General features: G+C 61.3%; 20 protein-coding genes. 10 read left to right on the forward strand and 10 right to left on the reverse strand.

Annotated features, from left to right (window positions below; translation table 11 throughout):
- Nucleotides 1-26: 26 nt before the first annotated feature.
- Nucleotides 27-983, forward strand: coding sequence for a phosphodiester glycosidase family protein (locus PQU92_RS07870; protein ID WP_272747667.1), 957 nt, complete (start codon nt 27-29; stop codon nt 981-983).
- Nucleotides 983-2,959, forward strand: coding sequence for a DUF2075 domain-containing protein (locus tag PQU92_RS07875; protein WP_272747668.1), 1,977 nt, complete (start codon nt 983-985; stop codon nt 2,957-2,959). Before PQU92_RS07870 ends, PQU92_RS07875 begins: the two co-directional genes overlap by 1 nt.
- Here PQU92_RS07875 and PQU92_RS07880 read toward each other — a convergent pair.
- Both PQU92_RS07880 and PQU92_RS07885 read right to left on the reverse strand, forming a co-directional pair.
- Entirely contained in the window at nt 2,934-4,004 is a 1,071-nt protein-coding gene (locus PQU92_RS07880; protein WP_272747669.1) for a tetratricopeptide repeat protein, read from the reverse strand. The genes PQU92_RS07875 and PQU92_RS07880 overlap by 26 nt on opposite strands.
- Nucleotides 4,005-4,066: 62 nt before the next feature.
- Nucleotides 4,067-5,230 carry a tetratricopeptide repeat protein gene (locus tag PQU92_RS07885; protein ID WP_272747670.1) on the reverse strand — a complete coding sequence of 388 codons (1,164 nt, stop codon included), beginning with the start codon at nt 5,228-5,230 and terminating at the stop codon, nt 4,067-4,069.
- A 160-nt stretch (nt 5,231-5,390) separates the two neighbouring features.
- On the opposite strand from PQU92_RS07885, the gene PQU92_RS07890 reads away from it, so the two are divergent.
- The 3 genes from PQU92_RS07890 (at nt 5,391) to PQU92_RS07900 (ending at nt 9,544) form a co-directional block, all read left to right on the forward strand.
- Complete coding sequence (locus PQU92_RS07890; protein WP_272747671.1) at nt 5,391-6,806, forward strand: rhamnogalacturonidase; 1,416 nt, start codon at nt 5,391-5,393, stop codon at nt 6,804-6,806.
- Between the two features lie 482 nt (nt 6,807-7,288).
- Nucleotides 7,289-7,996: a response regulator transcription factor CtrA gene (gene ctrA, locus PQU92_RS07895; protein ID WP_023460969.1), complete on the forward strand. Its 708-nt coding sequence runs from the start codon at nt 7,289-7,291 to the stop codon at nt 7,994-7,996.
- Nucleotides 7,997-8,167: 171 nt separating this feature from the next.
- Nucleotides 8,168-9,544, forward strand: a complete 1,377-nt coding sequence (locus PQU92_RS07900) for a DUF4861 family protein (RefSeq protein ID WP_272747672.1) — start codon at nt 8,168-8,170, stop codon at nt 9,542-9,544.
- Here the strand turns inward: PQU92_RS07900 and PQU92_RS07905 are convergent.
- Nucleotides 9,534-9,890: an MliC family protein gene (locus PQU92_RS07905; RefSeq protein WP_272747673.1), complete on the reverse strand. Its 357-nt coding sequence runs from the start codon at nt 9,888-9,890 to the stop codon at nt 9,534-9,536. The genes PQU92_RS07900 and PQU92_RS07905 overlap by 11 nt on opposite strands.
- A 231-nt stretch (nt 9,891-10,121) precedes the next feature.
- Here PQU92_RS07905 and PQU92_RS07910 point away from each other — a divergent pair, with 231 nt between their 5' ends.
- From PQU92_RS07910 to arsC, 3 genes are all read left to right on the forward strand, one after another.
- Nucleotides 10,122-10,622 carry an arsenate reductase/protein-tyrosine-phosphatase family protein gene (locus tag PQU92_RS07910; protein WP_272747674.1) on the forward strand — a complete coding sequence of 167 codons (501 nt, stop codon included), beginning with the start codon at nt 10,122-10,124 and terminating at the stop codon, nt 10,620-10,622.
- 148 nt (nt 10,623-10,770) lie between these two features.
- Nucleotides 10,771-11,109 carry an ArsR/SmtB family transcription factor gene (locus tag PQU92_RS07915; RefSeq protein WP_272747675.1) on the forward strand — a complete coding sequence of 113 codons (339 nt, stop codon included), beginning with the start codon at nt 10,771-10,773 and terminating at the stop codon, nt 11,107-11,109.
- Between the two features lie 12 nt (nt 11,110-11,121).
- Nucleotides 11,122-11,490 (forward strand): arsenate reductase (glutaredoxin), encoded by a 369-nt coding sequence (gene arsC, locus PQU92_RS07920; protein WP_272747676.1) that lies wholly within the window; start codon nt 11,122-11,124, stop codon nt 11,488-11,490.
- A gap of 210 nt (nt 11,491-11,700) precedes the next feature.
- Here the strand turns inward: arsC and PQU92_RS07925 are convergent, their stop codons facing one another.
- From PQU92_RS07925 to chpT, 6 genes are all read right to left on the reverse strand, one after another.
- Complete coding sequence (locus tag PQU92_RS07925) at nt 11,701-12,546, reverse strand: CheR family methyltransferase (protein WP_272747677.1); 846 nt, start codon at nt 12,544-12,546, stop codon at nt 11,701-11,703.
- A complete protein-coding gene (locus PQU92_RS07930; RefSeq protein WP_272747678.1) occupies nt 12,543-13,733 on the reverse strand; it encodes a protein-glutamate methylesterase/protein-glutamine glutaminase in 1,191 nt (396 codons plus the stop codon). Before PQU92_RS07930 ends, PQU92_RS07925 begins: the two co-directional genes overlap by 4 nt.
- 20 nt (nt 13,734-13,753) lie before the next feature.
- A complete protein-coding gene (locus tag PQU92_RS07935) occupies nt 13,754-14,119 on the reverse strand; it encodes a response regulator (protein WP_023463561.1) in 366 nt (121 codons plus the stop codon).
- A gap of 28 nt (nt 14,120-14,147) precedes the next feature.
- Complete coding sequence (locus PQU92_RS07940) at nt 14,148-14,591, reverse strand: chemotaxis protein CheW (RefSeq protein WP_272747679.1); 444 nt, start codon at nt 14,589-14,591, stop codon at nt 14,148-14,150.
- Nucleotides 14,592-14,666: 75 nt separating this feature from the next.
- The gene (locus PQU92_RS07945; protein ID WP_272747680.1) at nt 14,667-17,063 is read right to left on the reverse strand and encodes a chemotaxis protein CheA; all 2,397 of its coding nucleotides are present in this window, start codon (nt 17,061-17,063) and stop codon (nt 14,667-14,669) included.
- Nucleotides 17,064-17,230: 167 nt separating this feature from the next.
- Nucleotides 17,231-17,971: a histidine phosphotransferase ChpT gene (gene chpT, locus PQU92_RS07950; protein ID WP_272747681.1), complete on the reverse strand. Its 741-nt coding sequence runs from the start codon at nt 17,969-17,971 to the stop codon at nt 17,231-17,233.
- A gap of 253 nt (nt 17,972-18,224) precedes the next feature.
- On the opposite strand from chpT, the gene cysK reads away from it, so the two are divergent.
- Entirely contained in the window at nt 18,225-19,211 is a 987-nt protein-coding gene (gene cysK / locus PQU92_RS07955) for a cysteine synthase A (RefSeq protein WP_272747682.1), read from the forward strand.
- Nucleotides 19,212-19,400: 189 nt separating this feature from the next.
- Entirely contained in the window at nt 19,401-20,666 is a 1,266-nt protein-coding gene (locus tag PQU92_RS07960) for a DUF2336 domain-containing protein (protein ID WP_272747683.1), read from the forward strand.
- Here the strand turns inward: PQU92_RS07960 and PQU92_RS07965 are convergent.
- Nucleotides 20,663-22,231: a trypsin-like serine protease gene (locus tag PQU92_RS07965; protein WP_272747684.1), complete on the reverse strand. Its 1,569-nt coding sequence runs from the start codon at nt 22,229-22,231 to the stop codon at nt 20,663-20,665. The genes PQU92_RS07960 and PQU92_RS07965 overlap by 4 nt on opposite strands.

Genomic DNA, 22,231 nt, shown 5'->3' on the forward strand with positions numbered 1-22,231 from the left:
AGGGTCGCGGTAATCGAGGGGAAGCGATGCTCAGAAAATACCTGTTCCTGATCCTGCTGGCCGCCGCCGGCCTGTGGCTGTTTCTCTACATTTTCGCGGGCGGCATTATCCTGCATCGAGGTTTGGGACGCCCCGGCTGGCCTGAAATGGCGCGCGACGATTTTCGCATCGCCGAGCCTATGCGTCTGGCGCTGACGCATTCCAAGGCACCGGTCACGGCGGGCACACTGGTATGGCGGCAGGTTGCGCCGGGCTATGAGGTCGCCGAGTTGCCAGTGCTGATGAACGGTAAGGAAGTCGATCGTGTCCTGCTCAACCGCATCGATCCGAAGCTCTACGTCTTCTCGGTCCAGACCCAGCCGCACAAACGCTGGACGATCAGCGACTGGGAGCGCGAATTGCCGACGGCGGCCCTGATTGTGAACGGCAGCTATTTCGGTCACGACCGGCTGCCGGATACGCCGACGATCAGCAACGGCATGGTCATGGGACCGCAACGCTATGACGCCAGGGCCGGTGCCTTCCGGGCGGATACAAACGGCGCGACGACTATCGATTTAACGACCGGCGCAGGCGGGATGCCGGACTTCGCCGGTGCTGAGAATGCCTTTGCTTCCTACCCGTTGCTCATCGGCGACGATGGCGCGCCCCATATCAAACGCCCGAGCGAATGGCTGGCCAACCGTAGCTTCGTCGCCGAGGATCATGAGGGGCGGATCATTGTCGGCAGCACGCAAACCGCCTTCTTGTCGCTGACGCGTCTGGCGGATTTTCTGGTGGCTGCGCCGCTCGGTTTGAAACGCGCCCTGAACCTCGATGGCGGGCCGGTGGCCTGTCAAAGCGTTCGCGTCGGGGGCTATCGTCGCCACCATATTGCCCGTTGGGAGGCGCAGGTAACCGGGCCAAAGGTCAATCTGCTCAACTGGGCGGTGGGCGAAGCCGACATGCCGGTGGTGCTGGTCGCTACGCCAAAGGCCCGATGATGCGCGCCTACTACACCGCCGACCGGGCGAAGTTTTTCAGCGATAGTGACGACCATATCCTCGGCGAGCTGGCGCGCGGGCACAGTTTCGCGCTGGAAATCACCCAGCGCGAGGCGTGGCGGCAGCAGGTGACGATCCTGCGGCAGGCGTTAAGCGACCAACCGGCCTTCACCCTCTATCTGGAGTTCGCCATCCCGCGCATGGGCAAGCGCGCCGACGCGGTGGTGCTGATTGGCGACGGCGTCTTTGTTATCGAGTTCAAGGTCGGCAGCGAGGCCTTCGACCGGGCGGCTATAGAGCAGGTCGAGGACTATGCGCTCGATCTGAAAAACTTCCATGCGGGCAGTCATGACCTGGCCATCGTACCGATACTGGTGCCGACCAAGGCCAAAGCGTCGGGCATTATCCAGTTCGAATTGCCCGGCAATCACGTCGCCAGACCGTTGTGCGTCAGTGCCAATGACCTTGGCTACGTGCTGAAACTGTTCAGCGCCGGGCATGACGCGCGGTTCGATGCGGATCTATGGGCGGCCAGTGGTTATCGCCCGACGCCGACCATCATCGAAGCGGCACGGGCGCTGTATGATCGCCACGATGTGAAAGACATTGCCCGGTCCGATGCCGGGGCGTTGAACCTCAGCCGGACACAGGACGTTATCGCGCAGGTTATCGAAACCTCGAAAGCGCAGCGCCAGAAAGCCATCTGCTTTATCACCGGCGTGCCGGGCGCGGGCAAGACCTTGGCCGGTCTTAATATCGCTACTCAACGCAGCGATGGCGACCGGTCCAGTCACGCGACTTTTCTGTCCGGCAACGGGCCGCTGGTCGCCGTCCTAAGCGAGGCCCTGATCCGCGATCAGGCGGCGCGTAACAAGACGCCGAAAACCGCTGTGGCGCGCAATGTCCATGCCTTTATTCAGAACATCCATCACTTCCGCGATCATTATCTCCGGTCTGACGAAGCCCCGTCGGACCATATCGTTATCTTCGACGAGGCTCAGCGCGCCTGGACCCGCGCCAAGGCCGCCAGCTTCATGCAGCAAAAACGCGCGGTGGCCGACTTCGACATGTCCGAGCCGGAATTCCTGCTCAGCGTCATGGACCGTCACGACGACTGGTGCACGGTGGTGTGCCTGATCGGCGGCGGGCAGGAGATCAATACGGGAGAGGCCGGGCTATCCGAGTGGATGGCCGCGATCCGTGACCGCTTCCCGCACTGGCGCGTCCATGCCTCGGCGCAGATCGTGCAGCCCGATTACGACCTGAATAATGACGCCCGCGCATTTATCCAGCAGGATCAGGTGACTCTGCACGACGACCTGCACCTTAGCGTGTCGATGCGCTCGTTCCGCGCCGAAACCGTGTCGGAGTTTATATCGCACCTGCTGAATGGCGAGGCCGAGGCGGCCAGAGGGGCGCACAATAAACTGACCGAATATCCAATCTGTCTGACGCGCGATCTCAATGCGGCGCGTCGGTGGCTGCGAGATAAGGGGCGCGGCACCGAGCGCTATGGGCTGGTGGCGTCGTCGGGGGCCTATCGCCTGCGCCCGGAAGGCCTGCATATCAAGGCCGGGATCGAGCCGCCCAACTGGTTCCTCAACGACCGCAGCGACGTGCGCTCATCCTGGTATCTGGAAGACGTCGCGACCGAATTCGACGTGCAGGGGCTGGAACTCGATTGGGCCGCCGTGTGCTGGGACGCTGATTTTCGTTATGTCGATGGTGAGTGGCGGTCTCACAGTTTCAAGGGCACCAGATGGCAGTCGATCAATGACCGTTTCCGCAAATTATATTTGAAGAACGCCTACCGTGTGATCCTGACCCGTGCGCGGCAAGGCATGGTTATTTTCGTGCCCGCAGGTGACGACAGCGATCCCACGCGGCCGCGGGCCTTTTACGATGAAACCTACGCCTTTTTGCGGGCCTGCGGATTGCCGGAACTGCCGTCTAATATGCCTCAAGGCTATATCTGAAAATGAAGACGCTATGGGCTGTGGGATCGTCGTTGGCGTCCTGAGACGCCACCGTCGTCGGTCGGGTTAGGATTTGTTGCAACAAAGGTGCGAGCCCGTGCCCGATAGGGCGTTCGGTGATCGTCAGGCACACATCGACCACGTGCTCTGCCGTTATGTAGCAATGTAGGGTAGCCGTTTTTTCGCTGTCGTTCTTTTCGGCCATCTTTACGAAATGAGACTCGTAAATATTGAAGTTGAATTTCTGCTCCCGCTTACCGTTTTTGTCCGTGAAGGTCTGAGTGATCAGCCATCCATCCGCGGCTAAGAGCTGATTCCGGTGCAGGGGATCGACGGGCTGCGTCTGTGTCAGCCAGTCGGTTGCACCCTTATGCCCCAGACGCGCGGCATTGGTATAAAGCCAGACGGCTTCCTTCGGGTCTTTAAAACCACCCTGACCGGCTTCGGTCATTTTCGCCAGATTGACCATTGCATCTACAGACCCGGCCCGGACGGCGTTGCGGAACCACTGCCGGGCCTGAGAAGCCTTGTCAGTTTGCGCCAGTATTTTGAGGCCGATCCGGTTCATGGCCTCACCACTTCCGGCCTGCGCTGCTGCCGCATATTCGTTCAGGGCGGCAGTTTCGTCCTTCGGACCGGACAGGCCGTATTCGTAGTCGTAGCCCACAGAAAAGATCAGGGTCGGATGTTTGACGTCCAGTTTGTTGCAGTAGGTCATGGCCCTGGCGGCATTGACCGGGCGGTTGAGCCCCAGAAGATAGGCTGTACACATGACGCTTAGCGCCCGGACCTCGCCCTTTTCGGCGGCGGCTTCGTAGAGGTCGTAAGCGGTTTTCAGGTCGGGTCGACCGTCGACATAGCCCTGATTCAGACGCGACCCCAGATCGAAAAGGCCACTGCCGCTCAGACGATCGGCCTTGGCGCGTTCCTTGTCGATTTCGGCCTGACGCGTCTGAATGTCCGACTGATATTTGGCATAGACTTCCGCATCCATGACCTTGCCGGAAGAACTGCCGGTGCCGTCATAGACCACGCTCTGAGCCATAGCCGGTCCCGCACCGATTAGAATCAGGCTTGCCAGTAAAAGTGTCGCTGCAAATCTCATAACTAAAAACCCACCCCCAGATTATACCGAAACAGGAAGACGCTTTTTGCCGTAGACTGATCCCTGCTGTCTTTTGGGTCGGCGATTAGCACGGGGCCGAGCATTTCGTGCACGATAGCGGCCAGATTATATCCGACCGGATATTCCCTTAGGGTAAGGCAGACATCGACCACATGTTCGGCATTTATATAACATTGAAACATCGCTGACTTTGTGAATTCATCCTTTCCTGTCAATGCTACCAAGACCTTGTTATTGTTTTGCAGGGCAAAGGGTTTGGTGTGTCGGCCTTTGTTGTCTTCGGTGGTTTGGGTTATAAGCCAGCCCTTGGCAGTGCGCAGACTCACCCGGGGCCGCGGCATGGGCGGGGTGGTTTGTGCGGCCAGCCACGCTATGGCTCCTTTATGTCCAAAGCGGGCGGCATTGGTATAGAGCCACGCGGCCTGCTCGGAATCCTGTAGCCCCCCTTGTCCGGCTTCGGCCATTTTAGCCAGATTGACCATGCCCTCAAGCGAACCGCCGCGTGCGGCCTTGCGGAACCACTGGCGCGCCTGACTTGTCTTGTCGGGTTGTTTCAACAACTTCTGACCGATCATGTTCATGGCCTCGGCATTGCCGGGCAGTCCGTAACCGGGCTGAGCCGCGCTCAGATATTCCTGCATGGCCATGGCTTCGTCTTTCGGGCCGGACAAACCGAGGTCGTAATCATAGGCGACCGAAAAGATCAGGGTGGGGTGCTTGACGTCCAGTTTGTTGCAATAGGTCATCGCCCTGGCGGCATTGACGGGGCGATTAATGCCCAGCAGATAGGCCGTGCACATGACGCTCAAGGCACGAACCTCGCCCTTGTCGGCGGCGGCTTCATACAGGTTGTAGGCCGGTACGAGTTCGGGCCGCCCATCGACATAGCCTTGATTCAGCCGCGTCCCCAGATCGAACAGGAAGGTGCCGCTGGCGCGATCGGCGCGCGCAAGCCCGTCATCGACGTCATTGCGTCGGGCCTGCATGGCTTTGAGATATTCGGCGTAAGACGCGGCGTCCATAGGACCGTCAGGGACCGAACCGATATTGTCGTAAGGCGGGCTTTGAGCGAGCGCTGCGTTCGACATCAGGCCCGTCAGACCTATCAGAACCAGTTTTACGGCATGTTTTATGATTTGACGCACAAGCAGCATCCCCCATTTCCCGTCACCGAGCCTAGCCCAAATTCAGAATTTGTGAACCTAAAAACCCAGGCGTGTAAAATCGTGTCTGGCCGTATTATGGATTGCTCCGGCGTAAGGGGCACGCTAAGCGGGCGGCAGGAAACTATTCGGGAGGTGCGCCATGATATCGGTCAAAGACTTCGGCGCGACGGGGAACGGCGCGACGCTAGATACGGCGGCGATCAATGCCGCTATCGAAGCCGCGCATCATCGCGGGGGTGGCGAGGTTTTCCTGCCGGAAGGGCGCTATCTCAGCTTTTCGATCCGACTTCTGTCGGGCGTGACATTGCATCTGGAAACCGGCGCGGTGCTCATCGCTGCCGATCCGGCGCAGCATCCGGGCGAATACGATCCCGCCGAAGACAATCCTTTCGACCTCTATCAGGATTTCGGCCATTCCCACTGGCACAACAGCCTGATCTGGGCCGAAGATGCGGAACACATCGCCATCATCGGTGAAGGGCTGATCGACGGCGAAGGCCTGACGCGCGAAGGGCCGGGTTCGCAATGGAAAAAGCAGGCGGGCGAGTTCCCGCTGTCTATGCGCGGATTATCTGCCGAGGTCATGGCCGAACTGGCGCCTGAGGTTTCCGCGATGAAGGGGCTGGGCAATAAGTCCATTGCGCTGAAAAACTGCCGTCACGTGACGCTGAAAGACTTTACGATAAAGAACGGCGGGCATTTCGCCCTGCTGGCGACCGGGGTCGACGATATGACGATCGAAGGCCTGACCGTCGACACCAACCGCGACGGGCTGGATATCGATGCCTGTCGCCGGGTGACGATCCGCCATTGCCGCGTCAATACGCCCAACGACGACGCCATCGTGCTCAAATCGAGCTATGCTCTGGGCGAAGCGCGGGCCTGCGAAGACATCACGGTCGAAGGTTGTACCGTGTCGGGCTATGATTTGGGGACGATGCTCGACGGCACCTATGGCCGGACGCAGGAACGTTCGCCGGATCAGGACCGTGTGACGGGCCGCATCAAGATCGGCACCGAGTCCAATGGCGGTTTCACCCGCATCCGTGTCCGCGATTGCCGTTTCGAGCGGTCGCGCGGGCTGGCGCTGGAAACGGTCGACGGCGGCTGGATCGAAGACGTCATGTGCGAAAACCTGACCCTGACCGAGATCACGACCGCGCCTATCTTCCTGCGCGTCGGTGCGCGGCTGCGTGGACCCGAGGGCACCACGGTCGGCGGCATTCGTAAGGTGACGATCCGAAATCTGACGGCCACCGATATCCTGCCGGACTATTGCGCCCTGATTATGGGCTTGCCGGACAGCCCCATTGAGGATGTGGCGCTGGAGAATATCTCGTTGACCTATCGCGGCGGCAAGACGATGGCCGAGGTCGCGCCGTTCACCGATGACCTGCCGACCGCCTATCCGGAGCCGTCGATGTTCGGGGTGACGCCGGCGCATGGCCTGTGGGCGCGGCATGTCAAAGGGCTCACCCTTAAGGATATCCGCATCGCTACGGACCGGTCCGACGAACGCCCCGAACGCGTTTTTCACGCGGTCGATATCGCCTGAGCGGAGACGGCAAAGAAATTTTTTAATTTATTTGTCGCGAATAAGGCAGGTTTTTATCGCGCCATACCTGTGCAAGGTCGCGTTTAAGTTTAAGAATTTGTTAAGCTTTCCGCGAATGATTTTCTGCGCCTGATTTTCGCATCTCGTCGCATTTTTCACGAAAAAGCGTGTAAAAACAATTCGTCATTGGTTTTTTACGCGCGGACTTCCAAACTGAGCCGCTCGCCAAAAGCGCGAGGGGCCGCCCTGAACCGTGGGCGAAATGAGACTCAATCTTAAAAAAGGGTTAAAAAAAGTTTGGGAAAAGACTCAAGTCTTGACTCGCGACTCTTGTCAGCGATTCGCAAATCAGCGTACCCCTTTTTGAGAATTGATTAGGCTTAACCAATCTTAAGGGATTTCAGGTTTAGCTATCTAAATCTTAACGGACGCAGGGCCTCCTGCCTTGTGTCTATGTGTTTGCCGTAGCCGGGAGGGGCTTTATGCGCGTACTGCTGATTGAAGACGACAGCGCCACTGCTCAAAGCATTGAGCTGATGCTGAAATCCGAAGGGTTCAACGTCTATACTACGGACCTGGGCGAAGAAGGCGTGGATCTGGGTAAGATCTACGACTACGACCTGATCCTGCTCGACCTGTCGCTGCCCGACATGTCCGGTCTGGAAGTGCTGCGCCAGCTGCGCGTCGGCAAGGTCAATACGCCGGTGATGATCCTGTCGGGGTCTTCGGAAATCGAAACCAAGGTCAAGACGCTCGGCGGTGGTGCCGACGACTATATGACCAAGCCGTTCCACAAAGACGAACTGATCGCCCGCATCCATGCGGTCGTGCGCCGCTCCAAGGGCCATGCGCAATCGGTCATCAAGACCGGCGACATCATCGTCAATCTCGACGCCAAGACGGTCGAAGTTGCGGGCAACCGCGTCCACCTGACCGGCAAGGAATACGAGATGCTGGAGCTTCTGTCGCTCCGTAAGGGCACGACCCTGACCAAGGAAATGTTCCTCAACCACCTTTACGGCGGTATGGACGAGCCGGAACTGAAGATCATCGACGTCTTCATCTGCAAGCTGCGCAAGAAGCTGGCCGTCGCCAACGAAGGCAACTCTTATATCGAAACCGTCTGGGGCCGTGGCTATGTGCTGCGCGACCCGCACGAAGCGGCCAACGGCGGTATCGTCGCCGCCTAAGCCTTTCGGTTTCGGATGATCAAAAAAGCGCCTGCCGTCCTCTCACGGCAGGCGCTTTTTGTTTGCGCCTGCAATCGATGTCGCCTGATGGCTTTCGATTTTTCTCTATAATTTTCGCTTTATCCCCTGTAGCCTGATCGGAACTCATAATGACATCAGGAAGGAACGGCGATGAAGGCATTGATGCTGGCGGGCGCTTTATTGGCCGCAGGGTCTGCGCAGGCGCGTGACGCCGACCCGTGGTACACGCAGCGCGAATTCGTGCCGGTCGAACGCGTCGAAATCCGTCTGCACAATCCGCTGAATGCGCCGCGCCTCAACAGCCCGGTCATCATCCCGCGCTCTGCCGTGCCGCAACTGCATCACACGCACGAACTATGGATGACGCTGGTCGATCCATCGAAGCCCGGCATCGGTGTCCCCGATGCGAAAACCCGCGCGAAAGAGGGGCCGCACGGCCGGCTGGAGGAAACCAATGGTCACGCCATCGACTATCAGTTCGACGACCTCGATCAGGACGGTCTGTGGGACGAGCTGTTCCTGATGACCGACTTCGCGCCGAATGAAACCAAGGTCATCTATGTCTATTTCGGCAAGCAGATGCGCGGCTGGAATCCGCACCGCACCCACGCGGCGACCGGCAGCTATATGCGCCACACGGTGCCGTTCTGGGAGAGCGAAAATATCGGCTGGAAACTGTGGTTCCCCGATGCGGCGGATGTTTACGGCAAGCGCAAGCCGCAACTGATGTCGAACCGGCTCTATGGCGAAAACCTCGATGGTTATGCGGTGTCGCTGATCGATCCGGGGCTGGGCTCGGACATCATGTCGGTCGATGATTCCTTCGGTGGCGGCGGAATCGCCGTCATGGACGATCCGAAAGATGCGAAGGCCGTGTCACGGGCGCGCTTCACGCCGGGCGCCAATTTCGACGGGCGGTTCAACGGCGACCCGACGAAGGACACGCGCTACGCCTATACGGTGCTGGCCAACGGGCCGCTGCGGTCGATGGTGCGGGTGCGTATTCTGAACTGGGACAGCGGTCACGGGCGCTATGCGGCGGATCAGGTCTATACGGCCTATGCCGGTGAAGACTACGCCACGGCCACGGTGCAGTTCACCGAATTCGCGCCTAAGGCGTCGGCGCGATTTGTGGCCGGTATCCGCAAGCACGGCGTCCAGACCTTCTTTCGTCAGTCGGGCGGCATGGTGGTTACCGCCGGTCCCGAAGTCATCCGCAACCCGGACGATGTCGAGGCCTTGCAGCCGGATATGAAGGTCGATTTTGCCGGGGCGGCGCTGGTGGTGAAGGACGCCTATAAGCCGCGCTACCTGTTCTCCGAAGCGCGGCAGGGCAATCACCTGATGGTTATCGAGCCGACCGCAGACCGGCGTTTCGAATATCTGATCGCTGCAGGCTGGAGCGAAGGCGCGCAACGCAAGACCGCCGAGGCCTTCGGCGACTATGTGGCGCGTGTGGCGAAAGAGTATAATGCCCCGATCGAGGTCAAGGGCGCGGTATTGGAAAAGAAATCGCTTAATCCGTAACGCACTGGGTCGGCACCATCTTGCCGACGGTCCAGGTGGCGTTGCGGCCCTTGCCGCGGAAATCGTGACGACCCGACGAGTACCAGATGCCCGAGGCCGCCACCTGTTGCGGCAGGATCAGCTTTGTGCCGTCGCTTAAGGTCACGGTCGCGGCGTTTTCGCTGAAATAGATATTGAACTTCGTGCCGTTGTCGCAGCTATAGACGATGCCCGTGCTGGCCTCGGCCGAAGGCGGCGGGGGAGGGGGCGGAGGTGCCACATCGCCCATGCCGGGATCGGACGTGGTGGCGCAGGCCGCAAGAGTCAGGGCAAGGACAGACAGGCTGGCAAAGGCGTTCAGGCGCATGGGTTCCCTCCGTAAGAGGACGGGACCTTAGCCGGTTTCCCGGGTTTCGGAAATAAGCTCACGATAAGGTTTATCGTGAATTTTTATCAACACCTCCTTAACCGCGTTTATACACCGTAACCTAATGCGTGCGTGATAACGTGGTTCTCAAGAGGGCCGCGTACAGACCCTCCGCCGCAGTCAGGCCGCAGGGGACGTGGGGCCCAGAAAGTAAATTGGGAGGATATAATAATGATCAACGTACTGTTTATGGCCGAACGCAATTCGTCGCGCTCGATCCTGGCCGAGGCCCTGCTCAACCGTCTGGGCGCAGGCCGTTTCGAAGCCTTTTCGGCGGGCGTGACCCCGGCCATGGCCATCAGCCCCTATGCCATCGCCCTGCTGCACAAGATCAATTACAAGATCGAGATGCTGTCGCCCAAGTCGGTCGAGGATTTCGGCCACGACGCCGCCCCGCAAATCGACATCGTGTTCCGTCTGTCGCATCACCTGCCCAAGGGCAAGATGCCGATTTTCCATGGCGACCCGATGGTCATCGACTGGTTCCTGCCGGACCCGGAAGACGTGAGCGGCTCCCCGGCGCAGATCGCCACGGCCTATGCCGACCTGTTCGGGGCGCTGTGCAATCGCATCGAGGTCCTGACTCACATGCCGGTCGAGCACGTCTGTTCGCCGGTGGCGCGCCTGCGGCTGGAGCGCATGGGCGAAGACTATATCCGTCTGGCCTCCTGATACCGCCCCTATATCGACATCCGGGCCGTCGTCCCTGCGGACAGACGGCTCTTTCTTTTATCGAATTCTTACAAGCGAGCGTTAAAAAACAGGCGTTTGCTACGATAGCAGGTCTTTCACAGACTCATGTTTCGTGTATGCTCGGTATATGGAACTCGATGACGCCGTAGTTGCTCTGTTCGCCCTGGCCCACCCCGGTCGGCTTGAAGTGTTTCGCACCATCGTGCGGGCCGGTCCCGGCGGCATGCCTGCCGGTGATGTGGCCAAGGCCATCAAGGCCCCCGCCAATACCACCTCGACCCATTTGAGCATACTGACCGGGGCGGGGCTGCTGAGCGCCTATCGTCAGGGTCGATCGATCATCTACAGCGCTCAGTTGCCGCACCTGTCGAGTCTGGCGGCTTATCTGCTCGAAGACTGTGCGCAGGGCGCGCCCGAAGCCTATAGCCAGTTGACGCGACTGCCGACCGGCAAGAAGCCCGCCTGAGCCGGAACAGACATGTCCGACTTTCCGGTGACGATCTATCACAATCCGCGCTGCTCCACGTCGCGAACCGCCCTGTCTCTGTTGCAGGATAAGGGGTATAATCCTGAAATCGTTGAGTATCTGAACGTCGGCTGGACGGAACAGACGCTTCTGTCTCTGGCGGCGAAGTCCGGTGGACTGAAAGGTCTGCTCCGTGGCAAGGAGCCCCTGGCGCAGGAGCTGGGACTGCTGAAGCCGCGCGTGCGCGAGGCGACGATTCTCAAGGCGATGATCAAGCATCCGATACTGGTCGAACGTCCGATCATCGACACCCCGAAGGGCGTGGTCGTGGCGCGCCCTATGGAACGGATCAATGACGTGATGGATCGGGTGATTGTCTAAACTACTCCGCTACTATCTACTCCCCTGACTTGTCGGGGGAGGTGGCATTTGCGTAGCAAATGACGGAGGGGGGCTCGCGTAGGCATCGCGAATAAATCTGCGGCCCGCTGAGTGCGTTACTCAAGCCGCGCATGCCCCCACCACCACATCTCACCCGCTACGCGGGCTCGTGCGGTCCCCCTCCCCGGTACACCGGGGAGGTATGATTTCTTAAGTCCCGAAACGGCGCGGTGCCGTCGCGGCGGCGGCGGTGTTCTTCACATACAGACCCCGCATCCCCGTCATCGGTTTGAAGGCGTCGGTGATGCCGAGCACGGTTTCCGCCGCACCGAGGAACAGGTAACCGTCGTCGGCCAGCAGATTGGCGATCTGCTCCAGCACGCGCTTCTTGGTCTCAAGATCGAAATAGATCAGTACGTTACGGCAATAGATGACGTCCTGACGGCCGACGGAATGCAGGTTGTCGAGCAGGTTCAGCTTGCGGAAACGGATGGCCTGACGAATCTTGGGCGACAGGCGCCACATCTCGTCGACCTTCTCGAAATACTTGACCATCATCTGGATCGGCAGGCCGCGCTGGACCTCGAACTGCGTGTAGAGGCCGGACTGAGCCTTTTCCAGACAGCGTTCCGAGATATCGGTGCCGAGGATGTCGAGATTGATGCGCGGATACTGATGGCGCATGTCTTCCATCATCATGGCCAGCGAGTAGGGTTCCTGACCGGTCGAGGCGGCGGCGCACCAGATCTTGATATCGCCCGACAGGCGCGTCTTGGCCAGGGCTGGCAGGACGTCCGACTTGAACTGGTCGAAGGGAGTCTTGTCGCGGAAGAAGAAGGTCTCGTTGGTCGTCATCGCGTCGGTGACGGTGTAGATCAGCTTTTCGTCGCGACGGGTGCGCAAGGACGTCAGCAGGGCCGCGACATTGGCAAAGCCTTCGCGACGCGCCACGGGCGCGAGGCGGCTCTCAATGAGATAGGTCTTGTCCGAGCCGAGGATCAGGCCGGATCGTTGTTTCAGCATCGCCGCCAGGTGTTCGGTATCTTCGGGGCTCATAGTCTTTCACCTCTGGCGATGGCTTTGCAGGTCTGCGACAACCCGTCTATTGGTTTTATGAATTCGGCGAGGCCGGCTTCGGCCACGGCACCGGGCATCCCCCACACGACCGAGGAGGCTTCGTCCTGCACCATGACGGTGGCATTGACATCGACCAAAGCACGCGCGCCGTCACGGCCATCGTGGCCCATCCCGGTCAGGACGACGCCGACGATGTTCTTGCCGTATAGCTCGGCGCCCGAACGAAACAGGGGATCGACGGCGGGACGGCACCAGTTGACCTGAGGCCCCTGATCCAGCTTGATGACCGGCGCGCCGGGCGTGCCTTTCAGCGTCATGTGGAAGTCGCCGGGCGCGATATAGATGTGACCCCCGCGCAGCGGCGTGCCGTCTTTCGCCTCGACCACCGTTTGCGGCAAGGCCTTGTCGAGATGTTCGGCCAGAATGGCGGTGAAGGTGGCGGGCATGTGCTGCACGATCAGGACCGGGATCTTCCAGTCGGCGCCAAGGCCCATCAGGAAGCTGCGCAGGGCGGGCGGACCGCCGGTCGAGGCACCGACCAGAAGGACATCGCAACGACGCGGACCGGGCGTGCGCACGCGGACCGGTGCAGCGACATGGCCCAGATGAGCCGTCGTTGGCGCGGCGGGCGCGGGTCGTGCCGCCGGGGCGGGCGTATTAGGGTTAACCGGATAGAGGCGGACCGGCGGGGCGGCGGGCTTGTTCTCCGGGGGCTGGCCCGGCCAGTGACGGATGCGACCGCACAGGGCGCGAACCTTGGCCAACAGCTCGGTGCGATAGCCGTCGGCACCGCCGATGCGGGCCGAATCCGGCTTGGCGACGTAATCGGCTGCGCCCAGTTCCAGCGCGCGCATGGTCACCGACGCACCGCGCGTGGTCAGGGTCGAGGCCATCAAAATCTTGAGGCCCGGCTTGGCGGCGAGAATCTTCGGCAGGGCTTCGAGACCGCTCATATTTGGCATCTCGATGTCGAGGATCATCACGTCCGGCTGGAATTCCCGGACCTTTTCGACGCCCTTGGCGCCGTCGGTGGCAGAACCGGCCAGCACCATGTCGCTTTCGGCCTCGATCCAGCGCGTCACCAGGCCCCGCACCACGGCGGAGTCGTCGACGATCATCACCCGAATGGGACGAAGCGAGGCGGCAGGATTGGGATTGAGGGACATGGGTACTCTTTACGCTTTACTCAGATCAGGCCGACTTCGGAGAACTTCGCTTCGAGAATTTCACCATCGAAAGGCTTCATGATGTATTCCGACGCGCCTTCGGTCAGGGCCTCGGTGATGTGCGACAGGTCGTTTTCGGTCGTGCAGAAGACGACGACCGGGGCCTTGCCGCCCTCTTCCTTGCGCAACTGGCGCAGGAAGGTGATGCCGTCCATGACCGGCATGTTCCAGTCGAGCAGGATGGCGTTGGGCATCGCGGTCTTGCAGGCGTTCAGGGCCTCAAGACCGTCGGCGGCCTCAAGCACCTCGAACTGCAGGTTTTCCAGAATGCGGCGGGCGACCTTGCGGATCACGCGGCTATCATCGACGACGAGGCAGGTTTTCATGTGACAGGTTCCTGAGGCAAATACGGGGTTACGCAGCCTTGAGGTGTGCAGCGTCGAGAAGGGTGTGCGGGTCCAGAACGATAAGCAGTTCCTTCTCCAGCTGGCAGACGCCGACGATGATTTCGGCCCACCGCGGCGGCAGGTTGCCCGGCGGCGAGTGGAACTTTTCGTCGTCCAGCTTGAGCACCTCATCGACCGAGTCGATGACGAGGCCATAGCTGTCGCCGTGGACTTCGAGGCCGATGGCCAGAGGCTCGGGGGCGCCCTCTTCGCGAGGGGCCAGGCCGAGTCTGCGGCGGGCGCAGACGGCGGTGACGATGCGGCCGCGCAGGTTCAGCACACCGGCGATTTCCGAGCGCGACAGCGGCACGGGCGTCAGGCCGCGCGGATGGAAGACGTCGTGGACGCGGGCGGCGTCGACACCGAACAACTGACCGCCGACGCGCAGGGTAACGTAATCACGGATACTCATATCATTCTGTTCCCTCTGGAACCTCATGCCGAAAAGTGGCTCCCACTTTTCGGATACACATGAGGTGACCAATCTTTAAGCCGCTTCGACGGCGACGTCGTGAGTGGCATGGTTCTGACGGCGGGCGTGTTCGGCCAGACCGCGCAGCTGATAGTGATCGACATCGAGGATTTCGCAGGCGCGGCCCGAGACGACGGCCGTGCCGCGCACGCCCGGACGGTCGGCGGACAATTCGATCGACAGGCGGTCCTCGACCACATCGACGATCTCGTCGACGGCCAGACCCATGGCGTAGCCTTCGCCGGTGAAGACGAGCAGCGGCTGGATATGGCCTTCCTGCGCCTGGGCTTCGAGCAGGTCGTGATAGTGGCCGCTGACGGTCAGGATCGGCATCAGCTTACCGCGATATTGCAGGGCGGCGCGGCCTTCCATAATCTCGATCTGCGACGATTCGATGTGCTCGAGGCGCGTGATGTGCTCAAGCTCCACGGCCTTCGGCGTGCCGCCGCCGGCCTTGAACAGCAGCATGGCGACGCGCTGGCCCTGAACGTCAGCATGGACCTCTTCGCTCTCTTCGGCGGCCTTTTCTTCCAGCATGTTCCCGGCGCGCTCACTCATGGCGTTCGGATCGAGGATCAGGACCACGGAACCGTCACCGAGAATGGTGGCACCCGAGAAGACATCGACGTCGCGCAGGATCGAGGCCAGCGGCTTGACGACGATTTCCTCGGTGTCCAGCACGTCATTGACGACGAGGCCGTAGCGGCGCTCACCGACCTGAATGACCATGACGAAGGTGGCGTCTTCCTGGGTGGCGGCTTCCAGTTGCAGCGTCGGCCCCAGTTGGACCAGCGGCAGCAATTTGTTGCGCAGACGCAGGACGAGGGACTGCTCGATCTTTTCGATCTTGTGTTCGGCGTTGTGGCCGGTACGGACCAGTTCCATGACGGCGGTCTGCGGCACGGCGAACTTCTGGCCGCCCGCGCCGACGATCAGGGCCGAAACGATGGCCAGGGTCAGCGGGATCTTGATGGTGAAGGTCGTGCCCTGACCCTGGATCGAGTTCAGGTCGATCTGGCCGCCGATCTGTTCGATATTGGTGCGTACCACGTCCATGCCGACGCCGCGGCCGGACAGGTTGGTGACCTTGGCGGCGGTCGAGAAGCCCGGCGCGAAGATGAAGCGATGAATCTGCTGATCGTTCATGCCATCGACTTCGGCGCGGGTCGCCAGCGCCTTTTCGACGATCTTTTCACGGATGCGGGCGGTGTTCAGGCCGCGACCATTGTCCGAGATACGGATGACGATATAGCCGCCTTCGTGGAAGGCCGACAGACGAACCGTGCCGTTGGCGGGCTTGCCGAGATCGATACGTTCCTGCGTCGGCTCAAGGCCGTGGTCGGCGGAGTTGCGCACCATGTGGGTGAGGGGGTCGCGGATCAGTTCCAGCACCTGCCGGTCCAGTTCCGTGCCTTCGCCTTCCATGACGAGGTCGATCTTCTTGCCCAGTTCGTGGCTGAGGTCGCGCACCAGACGCGGCAGCTTCTTCCACGCCGCGCCGATCGGCTGCATGCGGGTTTTCATCACGCTGTCCTGAAGCTCGCCGGTCAGGGTCGACAGGCGTTGCAGCGGGGTGGCGAAGGCCGAATCTTCGCGGTTGCGCGAGATTTGCAGCAGCTGGTTGCGCGTCAGAACCATTTCCGAGACCAGCGTCATCAGGCCTTCCAGCACGTCGACCGACACGCGGATCGACTGGGTGGTGGCGATGCCCGCGCCGTCTTCGCCGCCGGCGATGGCCGATAGGGCGCTGAGCGAGGACGAAAGATCGCTGGCGACGGTTTCGACAACCGGGGTCGGGGCGGGGGCTGGCTTCGGCGCTTCGGCGACAGGCGCCGGGGCGGGCTCGGGTTCCGACATCCAGTCGGGGGCTTCGGCGGCGAGGAAGGCGGCCTCCAGCTCTTCTTCGGACACTTCACCGGGGCGCAGGGTGCGGGCGACCTCGGCCTTGACCTCGACCAGAGCGGCTTCGGCGACGTCCGACGCGATGGGGCGGTCGGGCACCGAGACGGCCTGAACCGTGTCGATGGCGACTTCGCGGCCTTCGGCCATGGCTTCGAGCTGTGAGATCAGGTCGTGGTCGTCGCCGTCGGGCTCAAGGCCCGTGGTTTCCAGACCGGCAAGGATCATCTTGATGCGGTCGATCGAGTGCAGGACCAGCGTCACCGCATCGGCATTGACCTCAAGCTTGCCGTCGCGGAAGCGGCCCAGCAGGGTCTCACCGGCATGGGCGACCGCTTCGAGGCGACCAAGGCCGAGGAACCCGCAGGTGCCCTTGACCGTGTGGACGAGGCGGAAAATGTTGTCGAGCGTCTTGCGCTCGTTCGGATTGGCTTCGAACTTGACCAGTTCGCTGTCGACCACTTCGAGGCTTTCGGCGGTCTCGGTCAGAAATTCGGCAATAAGGTCGTCCACAGCATACCCCGTCAAACGCAATTGGTGCCGCCCGACGCCGGTCAAAAACGGACGCAGGGCGGGCCTTGTAACGGGCTATATTCACTGTGTTTGGTTAAGGGAGTGTTTTCAGAACGTTACCGAAAGCTGAATTTTGACCCTTTTGTGCAAAAAAGCGTAACGTGGTTTTATCCTTGCTTGGGCAGAGTAATCGTAAGCGACAAGTGATCGGGTTCCGCCGTCACCTCCAGCGTGCCACCGGCTTCCTTCACCACGCTGTAAAGCCAGAACGGTTGAATCCATTGTCCCGTCAGGCCGTCCGACAGGGGCTGACCCGCCAGACCTTCGATGGCTTCCGGCTTGAGACGGGCGCGGTTGCCCTTGGAATCGGATTTCAGAACGATGGTGGTGTCCGTCTCTTCGCGCGTCAGGGTGGCGATGCCGCCGGTCGGCAGAGCGTTGCCTGCGATATAGCCGAGGTTCATCAGGGCGCGGGCGGCGGGTTTTTCGAACACGATAGCGTCCTCGATCTGGAACTCCAGATTGGCGCGCATGGTCGAGAAAACGTCAGACAGGGTCTTGTTCAGTTCCCGGGCCGAAAAGGCTTCGGCGGAGCTGGCCGCGCCGAAGGCCACGCGGGCGAAGTGGACCAGCGTCACCATCTTGTTGGCCGAGGTCTGGATCAGGTTGATCGCGTCGTCGCGCATGTCTGCGGCCTGTGGGTCGCTGAGCAGGTCGAGGCCGGAAATGATCGCGCCGGTGGGCGAGATGAAATCGTGGCACAGCTTGCCGACCAGTTGCGTGGCCAAGTCGTAAGGGCTGGGGCCTTTTGCCTCGTTCGCGGGGGCCTCATTGGCAAGGTCGGGGGCGGTGGCCAGCGAAACGTCGTCCATGGCAGAGTCTTTCTTGATCAGTACGGCTAACGCCATGTGTGAGGTGATTTGCCTTATCAGGAAACACCCCAGAGGCTATATTCTTTGGAAATTCCTGTTTCGGGGAAAGGCCGCAGCCGTTCGGCCCTTAGGTTAGTCACGGGAAATGCCGATCACGAAAGGGTTAGCGCTCTTTCATTGCCGGGTTTTTGTAGTAACAAGCGTACCGCACCACATTCACGATACGGCGGTCCGTAAGGTCGTCAGTATAAATACAGCCGAATAAAAGACCAATTGTGGAGGTCCTTTCATGCCTGACTCCTTACCCGCCGCTTCGACGTCGCGCTATGCCCGCAAGGGTCGCGGCAAGGTGTTCGAGTCGATCCTCGACACCATCGGCGACACGCCGCTGGTCAAGCTGCCGCGCCTGTCGGAGGCCTACGGCGCCAAGGCCACGGTGCTGGCCAAGCTCGAATTCTTCAATCCCCTGTCGTCGGTCAAGGACCGCATCGGCGTGGCCATGATCGAAGCACTCGAAGCCTCGGGCCAGCTCAAGCCCGGCGGCGTGATCATCGAGCCGACGTCCGGCAATACCGGTATCGCGCTGGCCTTCGTCGCGGCCTCCAAGGGCTACGAACTGATCCTCGTCATGCCGGAATCGATGTCGCTGGAACGCCGCAAGATGCTGGCGCTTCTGGGCGCGCGTCTGGAACTGACCCCGGCGGAAAAGGGTATGCGCGGCGCCGTCAACCGCGCCACCGAACTGGCTGCCGCCACGCCCGGCGCGGTTATTCCGCAACAGTTCGAAAACGCCGCCAATCCTGAAATCCACCGTATTTCGACGGCCGAGGAAATCTGGAACGATACGGCGGGCGCGGTCGACGTCCTGATCTCAGGCGTCGGGACGGGCGGGTCGATCACCGGCATTGGTCAGGTACTGAAAGAGAAGAAACCGTCGGTCGAGATCGTTGCCGTCGAGCCGGAAGCGTCGCCGGTCCTGTCGGGCGGCGAACCCGGGCCGCACAAGATTCAGGGCATTGGTGCAGGCTTCGTGCCGGGTATTCTGGACAAGGGCGTCATCGATCGCGTGGAAAAGGTGTCGAACGACGCGGCTTTCGCGACCGCGCGCAAGTCGGCTCAGCTCGAAGGTCTGCCGGTCGGCATTTCGTCGGGCGCGGCGCTTGAGGCGGCCTTCCGTCTGGCGACACTGGACGAATATGCCGACAAGACCATCGTGGCGATCATTCCAAGCTTTGCAGAACGGTATCTGTCCACAGCTCTGTTTGACGGTTTGTAAATCCCCATCCTTGGGCAACTAGTGCGTCGGCGTCGCTAGCAGGTACTAGGTGTACCTGCGTCGCTAGCCTCCTGCTATTTGCCTCAAGGCTGGAAATTTACGGACGGTGATTATTTATTGATCCCTCTGAAAGCCTCGCGCATTCAGGGGGATATTCTTTTTTAACACGTCAATGCCTATAGTGCGGGCATGACCGCCAGTGCCGCACCCGAACCGATCCTGCCCGAGAGCGATTTCGCTCCGGACGCCGACGGTATCGGTGACATCGACGAAACGACCGAGCTTGTCTTTCCGGCGCGTCAAACCCTCCTCAAGCGCCTGTCCGACGTGGTCTGCCTGCCCGAAACGCGCGTCAATGCGTTCGAGCGTGCGGTGACCGCCGACCTGCTGGTCGAGATGCTGCGTGAGGCGCAGAAGGGCGAACGCCTCAAGGTATCGCGTCGTCTGAGCCGCCTGAGCGAAGTGCCGCATTCGCTGGTGCGCCTGCTGATCACCGACGAGCCGGACATCGCCCGCTGCCTGATCGAGGATTGCGATTCTCTGTCCGACACCGACTTACTGTATTGCGTGCGCAACGGTACGGCGCACCACCACCGCCTGCTCGCCCAGCGTAAGCACATCGGCCCGGTCATCTGCGAGGCCATTGCCGATACCGGTGATGCCGAAGCGGTCGAAAGCCTGCTCAGGAACCGGCAATCGACCCTGTCCCAGGCGGCCATTGAAGTGGCTGTGGCGATGAGCCAGAACGAGCCGGGCCTCGTCCCCCTGATCATCAAGCGCCTCGAACTGCGCCCCAGCTCGGCCTATGTCATGTTCTGGTGGTCCGATGCCGATGTGCGCCGCACGATCCTCAGCCGCTTTGCCGTCAATCGCGAGGTCATGCAGGACGCCGCCGCCGACGTCTTCGCCATGGCCGCGAAAGAAGGCTGGAACGACGCCCTGTCGCGCAAGGCCCTGCAATTCATCGAACGCCGTCAGCGCAATCGCGAGGCGATCAAAAAAAGCCCGTTCGACAGTCTGGAAGACGCCATCAAGGACGCTGCCTCGCGCGGCATGACGCGCCACACGGCCGAAGAGATTTCCTACATGTCGGGCCTCAAGCCCTCGACCGGCGCCAAGATTCTGCGCGACCGCGGTGGTGAGGGGCTGGCCGTGCTGTGCAAGGCGACGGGCCTGAAAAAGGCCGATCTGCGCAACCTGTGGCGAGCCCTGCGCCGCCCGGCGGAAAAGGACGGCGACACCCATCCCGATCTGGCGCGGGTGCTGCTGGCCTACGACATGCTGGCGGTCGACCGCGCCCAGACGGTGCTTCGATACTGGAACTGGTCGCTGTCCTCGGCCCTGACCCACGTCATGATCCGCGCTATTGCGCGCGGCGAAAGCTTCGACATGGATGAATTGTCCGTGCCGCAGCGTACCGCCATGCTGGCTTTCTCGCAGGATCTTAAGGCTTAAGGCTTCCTGACCGTATATTCGATGGTCGCCAGCCCCCAGCCCTTCAGTTCCTTGCCGGCCTTGGTGGCCGCCATCTGCTTCGAGATTTCGTTGGCCAGATTGCCCGCATACTGGTCGGAGCTGTTCTCGCCGCCTTCCCAGCCGGGCGCATAGGAGACGTCCACGCCTTTGGTCAGGGTCTTTTGCGAGGCAACGAAGGCGTCCAGATTGGCCCCCGGCGGCAGGAGGATCGCCATCAGCTTCGACTTGCCGTAGGGCTTTTGCGCCTGAATGCGGAATCCGTAGCTGCGGTCGGGGAAGAAGATCGGGGTGCTGGCGGTGATATTACCCTTGGCGGCGGTCGAGTCGAAGTCGTTGGGATAAAGCTGCGTGACCATGAAATCGGCATTGCGATCGATCAGGACCAGACGGCCGCTCATCGGGCTCGAAACCTTGAGCTTGATAAAGGCGCCTTCGGTCAGGTCGCGCAGGCCGCAGGTCGAGGCCGCTTCGTCGGGGCTGTCGGAGCAGATGTCGATCTGGATACGGCCCTTCGCCGGGGCCAGCAGGATTTCAAGCTCGGCAAAGCCCTGGGGCTCCGTCGGGGCTTCGGTCTTCTTGTCGAGCGGCTGGGCGATATTGACGCTGCCCGCCACGCTTTTGATCCACGGCAGGAAACGGGACACGCGGGTATAGACGCCGGGCTTGCCGACCTGACCGCAGGGGGTCGGGCCCCAGCTGACCAGACCGACCTGATAGGGGCGCTGGTTGCCGTCATAGGCCATCAGCGGGCCGCCGGAATCGCCGCCGCACGAATCGCCGATGGCGCTGGCCGGTGAGGGCGACATCCATCCGGCGCAGATCTGGTTCTGACCTACGATGCCGCCGCCGGTCCGGCCGCGTCCGCGCACGCAGTCGGCGGTCGAGACGACGGGCATATGGACTTCCAGCAACTGGTTCGAGCGCGCCGCGATCAGCATGCCGTCGCGGCCTTTTTCGGCGACGGTCATTTCCGACTCGGTGGTGCCCAGTCCCGCCACGCCGACCAGCCCGGCATCGGGGTCGTCGGCACCGGTACCGGACAGGGCGACGACCGCGCCTTTCCAGTCGCGATCCAGCTCGATAATGGCCAGATCGTTGTCGTAGGTCGGCGCCGCATTGGCCAGTTCGTCCGAACAGTGCGCCCCGGGGTGCACGGTTAATCTGACGACGCGATAGGCGCTGGCGCGGGTGGCGTTGCGCAGATCGGTCAGGCCGGGAAAAATGCGCATCTGAGCGATCGGCATGGCCGATTTCTTACACTTGGCGGCCAGTTCCGGCGAAAACTCCTCCAGACAATGCGCCGCCGTCAGGACGTGACGCGGCCCGATCATGCTGCCGCCGCAGAAGACGGCGGTCTGCTTGGGGGTTTCCAGCGCAATGGCGGCGAACCCCGGCCATTGTTCGGCCTGAGCCAGACGCCCGCCCACCACCTTGGTGTTGGCGGGCGGCGTCGAGGCACGGGCGAAAGCCTCAGGCGCATCCGCCGCGAAGGCAACCGTCAGGGCGAAGCCCAGCACCGGCAGAAGGGCGACCGCTTGTCTCAT

The organism is Asticcacaulis aquaticus (assembly GCF_028550415.1).
GTDB classification, from domain to species: Bacteria; Pseudomonadota; Alphaproteobacteria; order Caulobacterales; family Caulobacteraceae; genus Asticcacaulis; species Asticcacaulis aquaticus.